This is a genomic window from Plantactinospora sp. CA-294935, assembly GCF_050936445.1.
Taxonomy (GTDB): Bacteria; Actinomycetota; Actinomycetes; order Mycobacteriales; family Micromonosporaceae; genus Plantactinospora.
The window spans coordinates 8585550-8600105 of sequence record NZ_JBNJMU010000001.1 but is presented as its reverse complement, the minus strand read 5'-3'; the positions used below and the strand labels follow the sequence as shown (position 1 = coordinate 8600105).

The following is a 14556-nucleotide window of genomic DNA, read 5'->3' as shown; positions in this document are numbered from 1 at the left end:
GCATCGGTCCGGCGTCAGTTGCCGGCGAACCTCGGGCACCTGACGACCTCAGCTCGCCCGGTGGGGCCCGGGTCACGGCACGGACCTCGTCGCTGAGGTGGGCATACGCGCTCGCCCGATCCCCGCGGCGGAAAATGTCGCCGCGACCGTCTATCTTCTCGGGGCATCGAACGAGAAGGGCGGGGGTCGTGGGAACGATCGAGGTCGGGTGGGAGCGGCGCAGCGCCGCCCGGGTGTTGCCGGCGGTGCAGCCCCGAAAGCTGGCGAAGGTGCCCTTCGTCGAACTGGCCGACGGGCGGTTGCAGGGCGTCGTGTCGAGCGGTTCGGACATCGAACGGGTCTACGTCTCGTCGATCGCCGCCGGCAGTCACGCCTTCAACTGCAGCACCAACAACAACCGCCCGTGCGGCGGGCTGCGCGGCGCGCCCTGCAAGCACCTGGACGCGCTGCTGGACGAGGCCACCCTGCAGTACGGCGTCGAGCGGGTCGCCCGCTACCTGCGGATCGACCTGGCCGACGGGGACTCCATCGGTGCCGATCTGGCGGACCGGCTGGACGGCAGTCACGAGCCGACACCGGCGGCGGTGGTCTTCAGCCGCTTCCTGCGGCACCTGGCCTACCTCGAGGTGCCGGGCAGCACCGAGCCGCTTCCCGAACTGCACTGGTTTCCGGCGACGGGGACGGTCGACTGATGCTGGCTACCCAACTGGCCCTGCTCGACGAGGTCGAGCCCGGGATCGAAGAGGCGCTCGACCTCGTCGGCGGCTTCGACGACGGCTTCACCCACGGCTTCGCCCGACTGGGTGAGCAGCCCAGGGCGGCGCTGGCCGCGCTCGCCGACGCCCTCGCGGTGACCCCACTCGGTGATCGGGTGCGGGTGGCCGTGGAGAAGGTGGTGGCGGGGTCACTCGCCGACGAGCACCTGAGCGTGCTGGCCGGCGGGCGGACGGCACTGCTCGGCGCGGTGCACGACGCGCTGCTCGCCCGGCTGGACACCGCACTCGGCCGGTCCCGGGCAGGCTGGGAGGCGGCCGCGCCGGCCGATCCCGCACCGTCGGCGCCGGACAACGTGCTGGCCGGGTGCCGGTCGTGGCTTCGCGAGTTGGCCATCGCGGGCTGGCGCGGCGTCGACCACGACCTGGTCGCTGCCTCGGCGCAGACCCTCGACGCGGCGCTGGCCGTGCCGTCGCTGCGCCGGCTGGCCGTGCTGCTGGACGGGCTGGCGGCCGAGCTGCGCGGGTGCTGTCCGGTGGCGACGATGGACCGGCTTCCGGCCCGGCGCTGGGCCGACCTCTGGGCCCGGGCCCTGCTGCTGGCCCAGCCCGGCGGTTCGCCGGACGCCCCGGCCGCCGCCACCGTGGTCTCCGGCCGGCTGCTGCCGCTCGGCGCGGACGTGCACGAGCACGGCACCGCGATCCAGGTGCAGGTGCACGGCGTGCTCGAACCGGCCGGTGGCGCGCCGCCCCGGCTGGTCCGGGCCAGCGTCTCGGCCGCGAAGGTGGAGACCATCGTCGGCCCGGCGGTCTGGCGACTGCTCGCCGGTCATCCGGTGCTGCTCGGTGCGCTCGCCCAGCGGCGCGCCTTGGAGATCACCGACCTGCCGCTGCTGCCCGGTGGTGACCTGCTCTGGCGGGACGACCAGGCCCGGCCGGCCGAGCCGGCCGACCCGTTCGCCACCGCCCGGCTGCGGCTGCCCGAGGCGATCGCATCGGCGGCCCCACCGTTGGACCGCCATCCGGTACGCATCGCCGAACCCGTCCTGCTGGAGAACTACTCGGCCGCCGTCGACGATCGGGGCGGGCTCGTCCTGGAACTCGACGGGAAGTCCCTTCCGGTCGACGTCTCCCGACTGCCGGCCTGCGCGCCGCTCACCCCGGAACTGGTGGCCAGGTCGTCGGCCTGCCTCGGTCTGCTCCGCTGGGATGCCGGCCGCTGGCTGCTGCAACCGCTCGCGGTGCGATACGCCCTGAAGCGCGCGACGGCGGAGGCGCACACCGGAGACTGGGCGCTCGGCCCCACCGATCCCAAGGTGGTCAAGGCCGAGGCGAAGTCCGGCGACGCGGTGGCCGTACTCCGTGAGCGGGCAGGACGGTTGCTGCGCCGATGAACGAGCACAGTGGACAACCGGGCGGCGCGACCCGTTCCCACGAGAACCGGCGACAGGTGCTCTACTGGCGCCTACTGGCCCGGCTGTTCGACGCGGACGAGCAGCCTGCGCTGGAGTCGGCCAGCGTGGCGATCGTCGACGACCTCGGCCTACCGGCGGCACTGCTGGATCCGGCGGTCTCGGTGGACACCGTCGTGCAGCGCTTTCCCGAGCTTGCCGCCGACATCCGGGACCTGATGGCACCGCCGTCCGCCGACCCCGAGCCCACCGGCGGTCCCGCGCCGAACGGCGGCCCGAACAGGCCGGGCGACGACCCCGCTTCCGGCGTCGCGGCGGCCGATGACGCCGGGACGCCCGTCGATGGGGCCGCGCCTGCTCCGGGCACCGAGCCGACCGCCGGTGACGCCGGGACGCCGCCCGGCGGGGCCGACCCGGTCGAGCGGGTCGGTACCGCCGAGGTACGCCGGGCCGCCCTGGTGTCGAAGCTGCTGCTCAACATCTTCGCGACCGGTTCGGGCAACGTCACCGCCACCGAGCTGGCCCGCTGGCAGTCCGACGCCGGCTGGTTCGAGCAGGCACTCGGGCTGGCGCCCGGGCAACTGCGCAGCGGCCGGGCCGGCACCGGAGGCGGGCCCGGCGTGGGCACCCAGCCCGGCAACGGTGAGCTGGCCGGGGTACTGACCGGGATCGAGGGCGACCTGGTGCGCCGGATGCAGTTGCGCGAGGTGCTCGGCAACAGCGCCCTGGCCAGCAAGTTGACCCCGAGCATGTCGCTGATCGAACAACTGCTGCGCGACAAGCACAACCTGTCGGGCGTGGCGCTGGCCAACGCCAAGGCGCTGATCCGGCGCTTCGTCGACGAGGTCGCCGAGGTGCTGCGTACCCAGGTGCAGCAGACGAGTGTCGGCACCATCGACCGCTCGGTGCCGCCGAAGCGGGTGTTCCGCAACCTCGACCTGGAACGCACCATCTGGAAGAACCTCACCAACTGGAGCCCCGAGGACCAGCGGCTCTACGTCGACCGGCTCTACTACCGGCAGACCGCCCGGCGGACCACCCCGGCACGGTTGATCGTGGTGGTCGACCAGTCCGGGTCGATGGTGGACGCGATGGTGAACTGCACCATCCTGGCCTCGATCTTCGCCGGGCTGCCCAAGGTCGACGTGCACCTGGTGGCGTACGACACCCGGGCGCTGGACCTGACGCCGTGGGTGCACGACCCGTTCGAGGTGCTGCTGCGTACCAAGTTGGGTGGCGGGACGGACGGTACCGCCGCTCTCACCCTGGTCCGGCCGAAGATCGCCGAGCCCCGCAACACCGTGGTCGTCTGGATCTCCGACTACTACGAGTCGGATCCGCAGGGCGTATTCGACGGCCTGGCGGCGATGCACCGCAGCGGCGTCCGGGTGATTCCGGTCGGCTCGGTCAGCAGCGGCGGCCAGCAGAGCGTGAACCCGTGGTTCCGGCAGCGTTTCAAGGATCTCGGCGCGCCGGTCCTCTCCGGCCACATCCGCAAGCTCGTGTTCGAACTGAAGAACTTCCTCAGCTAGGAGACCCCACCGAATGACCGACATGTTGCGTGCCCCCGCCGAGGTGAAGTACGCCGAGGAACTCGACTGGCTGGAGTCGGTCGACGACGGCCCGAAGCCGTTCTCCTGGAGACTCAGCCCGCGGATGGTCCGGCTCTTCGTGCTCGGCTCCGAGCGGGCCGACGGCCTCGACCGGGAGATCTCGCAGAAGTGGTTCGGCGACCGGAGTTTCGTCGAGCGCAGCATCGTGACCCTCGCGTCGGACCGGGGCCTGCTGCTGATCGGCGACCCGGGCACCGGCAAGAGCTGGCTCGCCGAGCTGCTCGCCGCCGCCATCTGTCGCAACTCGACCCTGGTGGTGCAGGGCACCGCCGGCACCACCGAGGACCACATCAAATACTCGTGGAACGTCTCGATGGTGATCGCCCGGGGCCAGTCCCGGCAGTCGATGATCCCGTCGCCGATCATGACGGCGATGGAGCAGGGGGTGATCGGGCGGTTCGAGGAGCTGACCCGGTCGACCAGCGACGTGCAGGACGCGCTGATCTCCATCCTCTCCGAGAAGTACGTCTCCATTCCCGAACTCGACGACGACAACATCGTCTTCGCCCAGCCGGGCTTCTCGATCATCGCCACCGCGAACAGCCGGGACCGGGGCGTGAACGACCTTTCCTCGGCGCTCAAGCGCCGGTTCAACTTCGTCCGCATCCCGGTCGTGACGAACAAGCGCAGCGAGGCGGAGATCGTCCGGTTCCGTACCACCGAACTGCTGCGCCGGCACCGGATCGAGCTGGATGTGCCGCCGACGCTGCTGGACATCCTGTTGCAGAGCTTCGCGGACCTGCGGGCGGCGGCGGCCGCGGCCGGCAGCGACGACGAGAAGCTGGAGTCGGCGCTCTCCACCGCCGAGCAGATCGGGGTACTGGAGGATGCGATCCTGCACAGTCAATTCTTCGGCGACCGTACGCTCCGGGCCGCGACGCTGGCCGGCTCGCTGGTCGGCTCGCTGGCCCGGCGCACCCCGGAGGACCTGGCGATCCTGAACAAGTACTGGCACGGTGTGGTCGAGCCGCGCAGCAAGGCCGACGGCGGATCGTGGCCGGAGTTCCTCCAGGGCGGTCGTGAGGCGATCGCCACGCTGTCGTGAGCGGCCACGCCGACGTGAGTGGCCATGCCGACGTGAGTGGCCACGCCGACACGAGCACCGTCGCCGGCGCTCCCGGCGCCGAGTTCCCGGCCCGACCGATCCCGCCGGACCGGCCCGACCGGTCGGCGGGCACGTTCGCTCCGCTGCGCTCGCAGCTACAGGGCGCGGCGACCGCGTTCGCCGGTGGTCCGGACGCCGTGGCCGACATCCTCACCGGCATCGTCGACGACGTCGACCGGGCGCTGGGGGAGGAGTTGGAGATCTTCCCGGTCTGCCACCACTCACCCGCCTCCGCACTGGCGATGGCCCGACGGCTGCGGGAGAAGCAGCCCGCGGTGATCTACCTGGAGTTGTGTGAGGACCTGCGACCGCTGCTGGAGGAGTTGCGCAACTGCCGGCTGCCGGTGGCGTTGCAGGCGTTCGCGTCCGAGCTCGACGGGTTCCCGTCGGCCTGGGCACCGCTCAACATCGTCGCACCGATCAGCGAGGCGTCGGCGGAATACCAGGCCATCGCGTACGCGCTGGACAACCCGGACGTCGAACTGGTCCTGGTGGACCGGTCGGCGGACCACGTCTTCCAGTGGACGCCCACCGAGTCGCCCGATCCGGCACCCGATGCCGGCCCGGAGTCGGCCGACACCGACGCTGCCCCGGATGACGCCGGTGGGCAGCCGCCGGAGGAGGCGGCTCTGCACGGCGAGGCGGTCGGGATCGGCATCGGCGACCTGCGTCCCCGGTTCGCCGAACTCCGGTCGTACCTGCTGCACCACGGCAAGGTGCGGCACTGGTCCGAGTGGTGGGACCAGTACGTGGAGCAGCCCCTCGCCGACGCCGACTACGACACGTACCGGCAGGTGATGGTCTTGATCGGCAGCCTGTTCCGGCGACTGCGTCCGCCGGCCGGCCCCGGTCACGACGACCGTGACTCCGACCGCGAGCGCTACATGTGGACCCGGATGCGCCAGCACATGGCGGCCACCGGCGTCGACCGGTCGCGCTGCCTGTACGTCTGCGGCGCCTTCCACGCGGCCAGCCCGGTCGAGGAGTTCGGCACCGCACCCGGCACGCCCGACTGGGAGATCAGCCCACGCACCGCCACCCGCTGGCTGTACGGGCTCATCCCGTCCAGCCACTCGGCGATCGAGCGGCAGTTCGACCTCGCCCCCGGGTCGGTGTCGATCGCCCAGGCCGGCTGGACCAAGGCGGTCGGCCGGGGCGGCGTCACGCCGTACCAGCTCGCCGGGCAGCCGGGGGGCCGCAAGCGGGGCAGGGCGAAGAAGCAGCTTCCGGCACCGGCGGCACCGGCGCCGGTCACCGACCGGCTCTCCGGGTTCCTGTCCCGGCCACCGGTGCTGGACGAGGTCGACGAGGCGGAGCTGCTCGGCTGGTGCGTCGACATCGTGCGGCTGGCCCGCCGCAACGGTTACCTGGCCAGCACCGCCGACGCGATCGCGGTCTTCGAGACCTCGATCCTGCTGGCCGGAATCCGCAACCGGGCCCGGCCCACCCCATACGACTTCGCGGACGCGGCGGTCACCTGCATCGAGAAGGACGTGGTTCCCGGCCGGCGGGACGTACGCCGGCTCTGCGACATCCTGCTCGGCGGCGACCGGATCGGCCAGGTCGGATACGACGCCCTGCCGCCGCTGGCCCGGGACGTCTTCGACCGGCTGGCGCCGCTGGGGCTCGCCCTGGAGACCCGCACCATCCAGCGGGCCCTGCTCGACCTGACCGCCCGCCCGGAGCTGGCGCCCTGCTCGGACCTACTCTGGGTGCTGCACCGGCTGCTCCCGGACGGAGTCGTCCGCCCGATCATGGGGGAGCGGCGGCTCGGCGAGCGCTCCATCCAGGAGAGTTGGGATCTGGGCCTGGGCCGGCACCAGCGCGCGGTGATCGAGCTGGGCTACGAGGGCATCACCGTCGAGCAGGTGCTGGAGAAGCGGCTGCGCCGTTCGGTCTGGGCGCCGGACGCGACCGCCGCGGCTGCGCTCGCGGCGGTGGAGGACGCGATCCTGTTCCTGCCCAGCCGGCGGTTCGTCGACGAACTCGGTGGGCGGGCAGTCGAACTGCTCTCCGCCGAGCGGACCGTGGACGACGCGCCCGAGGTGCTGCGCCGGATCCGCCGGCTGCTGGCGCACTACCGGAGCACCGAGCCGGAGCTGCCGGCCTGGTGCGAGTCCTTCGTCACCACCGGGTACGCGCACTACTGCACGCTGCTGCCGACCGCGTTCGTGGACGACGAGACCGGCGTACGCCAGGTCGGTGCGATGCTCGGCTTCCTCTTCTCCATGGAGAGCCTGGCGCTGTCCCTCGGCTGCGACCGTGCCCAACTGGAGCTGGCGGTGCGGCAGTCGCATCCGGAGGCTCCGGCGAAGGTGGCGCTGCTCTGGGCGGCCCAGTCCCAACTGGGGCTGCTCACCGTGGCGCAGCTCCGGTCGCGCTGCGTCGAGCTGTTGACGAATCCGCTCGTCGTGCCGGCGTTCCCGCACTATCTGAGCGGCTTCGTGCAGGCGCTGGAGCCGGTGCCGTCGCTGGCCCCGGTCGTCGTGGAGGTGATCTCCGAGGCATTCGCCCGCCTGCCCGATCCGGTGCTGCTGCCCTGGCTGCCCAAGCTGATCACGACGTTGCGGGAGCAGGGGCGGGAACTCGTTCCGCTGCTGGTCCGGGAGGCGGGCCGGACGTTCCCGGCCGGTCTCGCCGCGCTCGATGCCTGGGTGCCGCCGTGGTCGGCCGACGCGCCTACGCCCGACCCCGGGGTGCCGGGCGCTGGGGTGGGTGGGAGCCCGGTGTCGTCGTCCTGCGGGCCCGTGGTCGGGTTGCTCCGTGACCACCCGGGCACCTGCGACGCCGTTGCCGAGCTGCTCGGCTGCGATGCCGGCTGGCAGCCGGCGGGGTCGCCTTCGGCCGGCGCAGGGTCGAGCGAGGGGGCGTTGCTGCTGGATGCGCATCCGGCGACCGCGTCCGCCGTCGCCGAGCTGCTCGCCGGGACGGCCGGCCCCCGGTGAACCGGTGCCGGAGGACGTGATAGCGGTGGTCGATACGGCCGCTGTAGCTGCCAGCCGATCGAACGGCAGTGACGATAGCCGCTTCGATCTCCTGGCGGCTGCAGCGGCCGCGAAACGGCCCAGTGCCAACAGCGGCCACCGCCTCGACGTTCTGACCACGGCCACCGGCAGGGCGACGAGGGGCGCGGCCTCTACCGAGCTGGTTCTCCGACGACCGCGCCCGTACGCGTGGCCCGCGCGATCCCCCAGTCGTAGAGCGCCTGAAGCACCGGTGCCAGACTGAGACCCTCCTCGGTCAGCCGGTACTCCACGTGCGGCGGGTTCGTGCCGTGGTCGTCGCGGACGACGAGTCCGTCGGCCTCCAACTCGCGTAGCCGCTGGGTCAGCATCTTCTCGCTCACCCCGGGCATTCGGCGGCGTAGCTCGCCGTACCGGTGTACGCCCTCCTTGAGATGGGCCAGGATCACCGGTCGCCATTTGGCGCCGATGACATCGACGGCGAGTTCCACCGGGCAGCCGTATTGCTTGCGCGTCGAAGGGCCCGTCGAAGCACGCACCGAATGGTGCGTACTTGTCCTTTCCTGGTCCGGATGCTGGGCTCTGTTCATGGTGATCGAGTACATCAGGTACCGCGTACCGCCGGAGCGGGTGGGCGGGTTCGAGGCGGCGTACGAGCGGGCTGCCGAGTTTTTGCGTACGGCGCCGCAGTGCGTGGACTACGAGCTGAGCCGCTGTCTGGATGATCCCGCCTGCTATGTGCTGCGGATCAGGTGGACGTCGACGGACGACCACCTGCGTGAGTTCCGGGGCGGCCCGCTGTTTCCGAAGTTCCTCGCCGAGATCAGGCCGTATGTCGAGGACATCGAGGAGATGCGGCACTACAGCGGCACCCCGGTCGTCGGCTCCGGCGGCGCCGCCCCATCCGTACCGCCGTCGCTGTACGAGTGGGCCGGCGGCTCGGACGCGTTCGCGAAACTGTGCGACGCCTTCTATCGGCTGGTCCGCGCGGACGAACTGCTCGCGCCGATGTTCGCGCGGATGGACCCTGAGCACCCCCGGTACGTGGCGCTGTGGCTTGCCGAGGTCTTCGGGGGACCGACCGCCTACACCGAGGGACGCGGCGGCTACCACCACATGCTCGGCAAACACCTCGGGAGGGCGATCAGCGAGGCACAACGCCGACGGTGGGTCAACCTGATGACGGACGCCGCCGACGAGGTCGGCCTCCCGGACGATCCGGAGTTCCGTGCGGCCTTCGCCAGCTACCTGGAGTGGGGTACCCGGCTGGCACTACAGAACTCCCAACCCGATTCGGACCCGGTCCGGGAGGCACCGGTACCGCGTTGGGGCTGGGGCGTGGCCGCGCCGTACCAGGGCTGAGCCCGTGCCGCTGGCTCTGGTGGGCGCGTGGCTCTGGTGGGCGCGCTCGTCGTCGTCCGCTTCGACGACATCGCCGTACTGTTCCTGCCCGCCACTCCGCCGGGAGCGTGACGACCGGTCCACGGCCATGCCGTCGACCTGCTCGCCGCGTGCGGATCAGCGGTACAGGTCGACGGCATGGCGTCGAAGTGCGGTGGTTTACGGTCAGCCCGGCAGGGTTAGCTGCGCCGGGGTCGACCGCTGGGTGGTGGTGCCGTCGCCGAGCTGTCCCGACGTGTTGTTCCCCCAGCACCACAGGCTGCCGTCGGTGCGGACCCCGCAGCTGTGATAGCTGCCGACGACGGCGCCGGTCCACGTGGTGGCGGTGCCGACCCGGGTGGGGGCGAACCGGTGGGTGGTGGTGCCGTCGCCGAGTTGTCCGGCCGTGTTGTTTCCCCAGCACCACAGGCCGCCGTCGGTGCGGACCGCGCACGGCGCGTCGTTGCTCGTGTTGACCCGGGCCCAGGTGGTGGCGGTGCCGACCTGGATCGGGCTGGTCCGGTAGGGGCCGGTGACCCCGAGCTGTCCGTACCCGTTCTCACCCCAGCACCAGAGGGTGCCATCGGCGCGGACCGCGCAGGTGAAGGTGTACCCGGCTGTCACGCCGGTCCACGTCGAGGTGCCGACCTGGGTCGGAGTCGTCCGGTAGCTCAGGGTGCCGAGACCGAGCTGTCCACTCGAACTGTCACCCCAGCACCACAGGGTGCCGTCGGTGCGGACGGCGCAGCTATGCCCGCGGCCGGTCGTGACACTCGCCCAGTTGGTCGCCGTGCCGACCTGCATCGGGGTGGTCGTGCTGGAGACGGACGAGCCGACACCCAGCTCCCCGTTACGGTTGATGCCCCAGCACCACAGGGTGCCGTCGGTCCGGACGGCGCAGGTGTGACTGGTGCCGGCGCTGACCCTGGCCCAGGTGGTGGCGGTGCCGACGCGTACCGGGGTGTTCCGGTTCGTGGTGGTGCCGTCGCCGAGCTGGCCGTCGGAGTTGCGGCCCCAGCACCACAGCGTCCCGTCCGTCTGTACCGCACAGGTGTAGCTGTGGCCGGCGTCGATACTGGACCAGGTGGTGGCGGTGCCGATGCGTACCGGGGTGTTCCGGCTCGTGGTGGTGCCGTCACCGAGCTGGCCGCTGTAGTTGCCGCCCCAGCACCAGAGCGTTCCGTCGGTACCGATCGCACAGGTCTGCGCGTAACCTGCGGCGACGCTGGAGACCGCCGGGGCGGCGAGCGCGGCGTTCAGTGGGCCACGCTCGGCCGGACGGACCCCTGCGGCAGCCACGCCTACCGTGACTCCAATGGCGAGCGCGGCGATTCCGGTGGATATCGCCGCCCTGGCGATGATGGTTCTCGTCGCACGCCGCCATCGAGCCGGTGTCCAACCATCCTGATTTGCGTTCACGTACTGCTCTCCCTTGACGATGTCGGTGCCTGGACGGTGGAGGCGGCATTGCCCTGGTGGGGTCGGCAGCGACTCACCAATTCATAGCATCGATCTTCGTCATTGACTAGAGACAATGTCGAATCCGTGGAGCAGTTCCGTGGGATATGGAGCCGCAGGTCTGCATTTTCGCCCGTTCGTCCGCTGATCGGACACTCAGGTCGGTCGCTGTTCGACCCGGTCTTGGCGAAGGCAGCTCACGCCGTGTCACCTCCGGCTGCCGCCCTGGAGCGGCCCGGCACCGACCCGGCCGCCGGGTGACGACCGGGGCATGGCGGACCGGGCGGTCAGGGGATGCGGGTCGAGGTCCTGATTCCGGCGATGAAGCCGGACCAGGCGTACGGCGGGAAGATCAGCACCGGTCCGCCCGGATCCTTGCTGTCGCGTACGGCGACGACGCCGAGCAGGTCGTCGGCGACCTCGACACACTCGCCGCCGTTGTCCCCGCTGCGCGTGCTCTTGCGCCACTCGGCGCCTGTCAGGTTAGCCATGATGGACCTCCGCGGCGATCTTTTCGATCATGTGCATCGATTGTCCCTCATCCAGGGCAAGGGTGTTCAGCCCGCTCCAGACGGCCTCGTAGGCGGCCAACTCGCTTGGCCGGTCAAGATAGAGAGCCCCGGTCAGTGACTCGCAGTAGATGACGGGTGGCTCCGAGGTGTTTCGATTACCCAGTGGGAAGTTCAGCATTACAAAGGTGCCCGCGACCGCGCCGTAGTGCAGCCCGACGGTCAGCGGCAGCACTCGGACAGAGACGTTGGGTCGCGCACCGACCCTCAGGAGATGACGGAGCTGGGCGGCCATCGTCTCGCGGCTGCCGACGATCCGGAGCAGGGCCGCCTCGTGGATGATCAGTTCCACCTTGGGCGGGGATGGCAGGCGACGGTTTAGCAGAGACTGTCGTTGCAGTCGAACATCAACGAGCCGGTCTCGCTCCTCTTCACTCATCGTCAGCCGGTGTTGATAGACCGCCAGTGCGTAGTCCCTCGTCTGGAGCATGCCCGGCACCATCGCGTCGTAGAAGAAGCGGAGGCGGGAGGCGGCGGATTCCAGGCCGACGTACAACTCGAACCACTCCGGGATGGCGTCGCCGTACGCGTGCCACCAACCCTTCGCCTTCGTCTGGCTGGCCAGCCCGACCAGCGCGGTGACCAGATCCGGCCGGACGTCGTAGAGCGCGCACATCGCCTTGACGTCGAGCCCGCGGACCACCCCGAGTCCACTTTCGATCCGCCAGATCTTCTGCCGGCTGCACTCCAGGGCGTCGGCCGTCCCGTCCAGGGTCACCCCGGCCTCGGTACGCAGTTGCTTGAGGGTGCGCCCGAGTTGGCGGCGGGGCACGGTCGAGCCCATGTCCTCGGTCATGTGATCACTCCCCACGGTCGATTCTGCAACATCCTGCCGCCTCCGGTGAAACGTCTATCTGTTCCCCACAAATAAGTCAATGGCTGCCGACCGTTTCTCGTGAGAATTGGTTGCCAGCCACCCCGCACAGGCTACAAGATGGCGTGCGAAAGACGACCGTCCAAACAGTCTCTCGCATCGGCTGTCGTGCCGGCCGACAAATCATCGGCGAAAGGATGCTGCTGTCGTGCGCGCAATTGTCTGTCACATCCACTCCGCCCGCCGCCACCGCGGTGACCGACATGGACAGGCGGAAAACCGGCCCGCTCGGGATGTACGACGATGACCCGGCCGAGCACTGACGACCGGGCCCTCGTCACCACCTGCCCGAGCTGCGACGGGCTGACCTTCATCCTCACCGCCTGCGCCTGCGTCGAGTACGGCGATCGGCTCCTGGTCACCGACGAGCCGGCGCCCCGAGGGCCGTACCGGGATTGCCGGGTCTGTCGCGGCCTCGGCCGGGTCGGCCGCCCCTGCCAGCGGTGCGGGCAGCGCGGGGAGCGGCGGGCGCAGCTCGTGCTGACGGTGGCCAACCTGGACACCGGCGAGGTCGCCTCGGCCAGCGTCGTCCCGGGCGTGGTCACGCCCCGCCCGGCGTCCGAGGGTGGCTGGCAACTGCCGCTGTCGCCCCTGGTCGGCGAGCTGGCCGAGGCCGTCGGCGCGGCTACCTGGGTGAGCTGTTCGGGCGGCGTGGTTACCTGGGCAAGCGGTTCCGGGCAGCCGGCCGGAGCCGTCGCGGTGCGGTTGCCCGACGAGTGGAGCCCCGAACTTCCCGACGACCAGCGGTCGGCGTTGGAGGGCCGGTCCATCGCCGGCTATCCGGGCGAGAGCTGGCAGGTGTTCCTCGGTCGCAGCGTCGCCCCGCCGCCGGTCGCCCCGCAGCGGAGACTCGACCAGCTCCGCGCCCTCGCCGACCGGCTCTGTCTCGACCTGGTGCTGGAGGCGCGTCGGCTGTGCCACGACGACCTGCTCTGGGACGTCCGGTTCGACCTGCCCGGGGCGGCGGTGCCGGCGAACCTGCGGGGCACCGCCGCAAGTCTGGCCGACGCGCTCGGCGCCGTCACCGCCGCGTACGCGATCTCCGGGCTCGCGGCGCGCGGAGTAACCGCGCCCGCCCGCTATCTCGTCCCGACCGCCGACCCCGGGCCGGGTCCGGCCCGAGACCTGGCCCAGATCGAGCGTCGGGTCATCGCCGACTGCACCGACCTGCGCACCGGAGAGCCGCTGCCCGGCGCGTGCGCGATCTGGCGGGACGGGCACTGGTGGCACAGCAGCCTGCGGGTCGCCGGTCACCGCGATCGGTTGGTCGAGCGGGAGACCGGGCAACTCGTACACCGGCGTACCGAGCTGCTGCGGCGGGGCTGGGAACCGCCCGACCCGGCCTGGCTGGGTGACACGATCCCGCACACCCCCTGCCCGGAGTGCGAACCGGCCGATGGGCAGTGGGCCTGTCCGTGCGCCGTCGACGCTTCCGCAGCCGATCCGGACTGTGCCGGCTGCGGCGGCAGCGGCCTGCGCAGCAGGGTGTCGAGCTGCCACACCTGTCGGGGCAGTCGCCGGATCTACCAGGGACTGGTCGTCACCCTCACCGATCTGGCCGGCCAGGTCACCCACCTGACCTGGCGGGCTGGTGACGCCGCGCCCGCGTCGCCGGTCGGACTCAGCTCCGAGGGCACTCCGGTGGCCCAGCTACCCGACCGGTTCCGGCTGGCCGGACATGCCGCCACTTTCGGCGTACGGCCGGAGGACCTCACCGAGGTCGACGGCGGCTGGCCGGTCGATCGCGAGCTGCGCGATGGGTTGGTCTCCGGTCAGGTGACCGGGGTCGAGCCGTTGACCCGGTATCTCGCCCAGGCCGGCCGGGGGAGACCCGGCGGTCGGCTGATCGTGTCGGCCGCGCCACCCGAGGTGCCGGCACTGCCGCGGGTGATCCGGCTCGCCCTCGCCCTCGGCCTGGCGGTCGAGGTCTCGGTACGCGACGACGGGTCGCACGCCGACAACCCGCTCCGGCCCCATGGCCTCTGCTGGCGCGTCGAGATCACCGTTGCCGGCCCGGCGCGGGTAGCAGCGGCGGAGGTCGCCTTCCCGAGCCGGCCTACCCTGGCCGGGGCGATCGCCTACGCCCTCGACTACCTGGCGAGCGTGCTCGCCGAGGCGGTACCGGACGAACCGACCCGATCGATCCCGACGCCGTGCTCCGGAATGTCGGAGCCGATCGCCGACCCGGAGCCGATGCTCCGCCGGCTCGGCGCGGACCATCCCGGGCGGTGGGTCACCGTCCGCTTCGGTCCGTCCGGCTTCCGGACGACCGAGCTGCGGGACCAGGTCGATCCGCGATAGTACGGCGAACGGAACCGCTCGCCGTGCCGGCCTGCGTCACCGCTCGCCGTGCCGGCCGACGTCCGACCTCGGGCGGCCACGGCCCGGACTCCGATCTCGACAACCAAACGATCCTCGTGACATCGTCGATGCTCGCCACCATCCGGGGCTCCGGGATGAAACGGAGAG

General features: G+C 71.2%; 12 protein-coding genes. 8 read left to right on the top strand and 4 right to left on the bottom strand.

Features of this window, described 5'->3' with window-relative positions:
• Window positions 1-188: 188 nt before the first annotated feature.
• The 5 genes from ACQEVC_RS37705 (at window position 189) to ACQEVC_RS37685 (ending at window position 7788) form a co-directional block, all read left to right on the top strand.
• Window positions 189-692, top strand: coding sequence for a hypothetical protein (locus ACQEVC_RS37705; RefSeq protein ID WP_412102757.1), 504 nt, complete (start codon window positions 189-191; stop codon window positions 690-692).
• Window positions 692-2107 (top strand): hypothetical protein, encoded by a 1416-nt coding sequence (locus tag ACQEVC_RS37700; protein WP_432887938.1) that lies wholly within the window; start codon window positions 692-694, stop codon window positions 2105-2107. The genes ACQEVC_RS37705 and ACQEVC_RS37700 overlap by 1 nt, the downstream gene beginning before the upstream one ends.
• The gene (locus ACQEVC_RS37695; RefSeq protein WP_432887935.1) at window positions 2104-3657 is read left to right on the top strand and encodes a VWA domain-containing protein; all 1554 of its coding nucleotides are present in this window, start codon (window positions 2104-2106) and stop codon (window positions 3655-3657) included. The genes ACQEVC_RS37700 and ACQEVC_RS37695 overlap by 4 nt, the downstream gene beginning before the upstream one ends.
• A gap of 13 nt (window positions 3658-3670) precedes the next feature.
• Window positions 3671-4783, top strand: coding sequence for an ATP-binding protein (locus ACQEVC_RS37690; protein WP_318396226.1), 1113 nt, complete (start codon window positions 3671-3673; stop codon window positions 4781-4783).
• Between the two features lie 98 nt (window positions 4784-4881).
• Entirely contained in the window at window positions 4882-7788 is a 2907-nt protein-coding gene (locus ACQEVC_RS37685) for a DUF5682 family protein (protein ID WP_432891924.1), read from the top strand.
• Between the two features lie 191 nt (window positions 7789-7979).
• Here the strand turns inward: ACQEVC_RS37685 and ACQEVC_RS37680 are convergent, their stop codons facing one another.
• Window positions 7980-8297, bottom strand: coding sequence for a winged helix-turn-helix transcriptional regulator (locus tag ACQEVC_RS37680; protein ID WP_432887930.1), 318 nt, complete (start codon window positions 8295-8297; stop codon window positions 7980-7982).
• Window positions 8298-8394: 97 nt separating this feature from the next.
• On the opposite strand from ACQEVC_RS37680, the gene ACQEVC_RS37675 reads away from it, so the two are divergent.
• Window positions 8395-9168: a group II truncated hemoglobin gene (locus ACQEVC_RS37675; protein ID WP_432887927.1), complete on the top strand. Its 774-nt coding sequence runs from the start codon at window positions 8395-8397 to the stop codon at window positions 9166-9168.
• Window positions 9169-9372: 204 nt separating this feature from the next.
• Here the strand turns inward: ACQEVC_RS37675 and ACQEVC_RS37670 are convergent, their stop codons facing one another.
• The 3 genes from ACQEVC_RS37670 to ACQEVC_RS37660 all read right to left on the bottom strand — a co-directional run bounded on the left by ACQEVC_RS37670 (window position 9373) and on the right by ACQEVC_RS37660 (window position 12009).
• The gene (locus ACQEVC_RS37670; RefSeq protein WP_432887924.1) at window positions 9373-10605 is read right to left on the bottom strand and encodes an RCC1 domain-containing protein; all 1233 of its coding nucleotides are present in this window, start codon (window positions 10603-10605) and stop codon (window positions 9373-9375) included.
• Between the two features lie 326 nt (window positions 10606-10931).
• Window positions 10932-11135, bottom strand: coding sequence for a DUF397 domain-containing protein (locus ACQEVC_RS37665; protein ID WP_432887921.1), 204 nt, complete (start codon window positions 11133-11135; stop codon window positions 10932-10934).
• Window positions 11128-12009, bottom strand: coding sequence for a helix-turn-helix domain-containing protein (locus tag ACQEVC_RS37660; RefSeq protein WP_432887918.1), 882 nt, complete (start codon window positions 12007-12009; stop codon window positions 11128-11130). Before ACQEVC_RS37660 ends, ACQEVC_RS37665 begins: the two co-directional genes overlap by 8 nt.
• Window positions 12010-12152: 143 nt before the next feature.
• On the opposite strand from ACQEVC_RS37660, the gene ACQEVC_RS37655 reads away from it, so the two are divergent.
• On the top strand, window positions 12153-12350 hold the full coding sequence (locus tag ACQEVC_RS37655; RefSeq protein WP_432887915.1) for a hypothetical protein: 198 nt from the start codon (window positions 12153-12155) through the stop codon (window positions 12348-12350).
• Window positions 12331-14388, top strand: a complete 2058-nt coding sequence (locus ACQEVC_RS37650; protein WP_432887912.1) for a hypothetical protein — start codon at window positions 12331-12333, stop codon at window positions 14386-14388. Before ACQEVC_RS37655 ends, ACQEVC_RS37650 begins: the two co-directional genes overlap by 20 nt.
• Window positions 14389-14556: the final 168 nt, after the last annotated feature.

Coding starts and splice junctions, on each gene's coding strand:
- ACQEVC_RS37700 (WP_432887938.1), top strand. CDS start 692: ATGCTGGCTACCCAACTGGCCCTGCTCGACGAGGTCGAGCCCGGGATC.
- ACQEVC_RS37695 (WP_432887935.1), top strand. CDS start 2,104: ATGAACGAGCACAGTGGACAACCGGGCGGCGCGACCCGTTCCCACGAG.
- ACQEVC_RS37690 (WP_318396226.1), top strand. CDS start 3,671: ATGACCGACATGTTGCGTGCCCCCGCCGAGGTGAAGTACGCCGAGGAA.
- ACQEVC_RS37675 (WP_432887927.1), top strand. CDS start 8,395: ATGGTGATCGAGTACATCAGGTACCGCGTACCGCCGGAGCGGGTGGGC.
- ACQEVC_RS37665 (WP_432887921.1), bottom strand. CDS start 11,135: ATGGCTAACCTGACAGGCGCCGAGTGGCGCAAGAGCACGCGCAGCGGG.
- ACQEVC_RS37660 (WP_432887918.1), bottom strand. CDS start 12,009: ATGACCGAGGACATGGGCTCGACCGTGCCCCGCCGCCAACTCGGGCGC.
- ACQEVC_RS37650 (WP_432887912.1), top strand. CDS start 12,331: ATGACCCGGCCGAGCACTGACGACCGGGCCCTCGTCACCACCTGCCCG.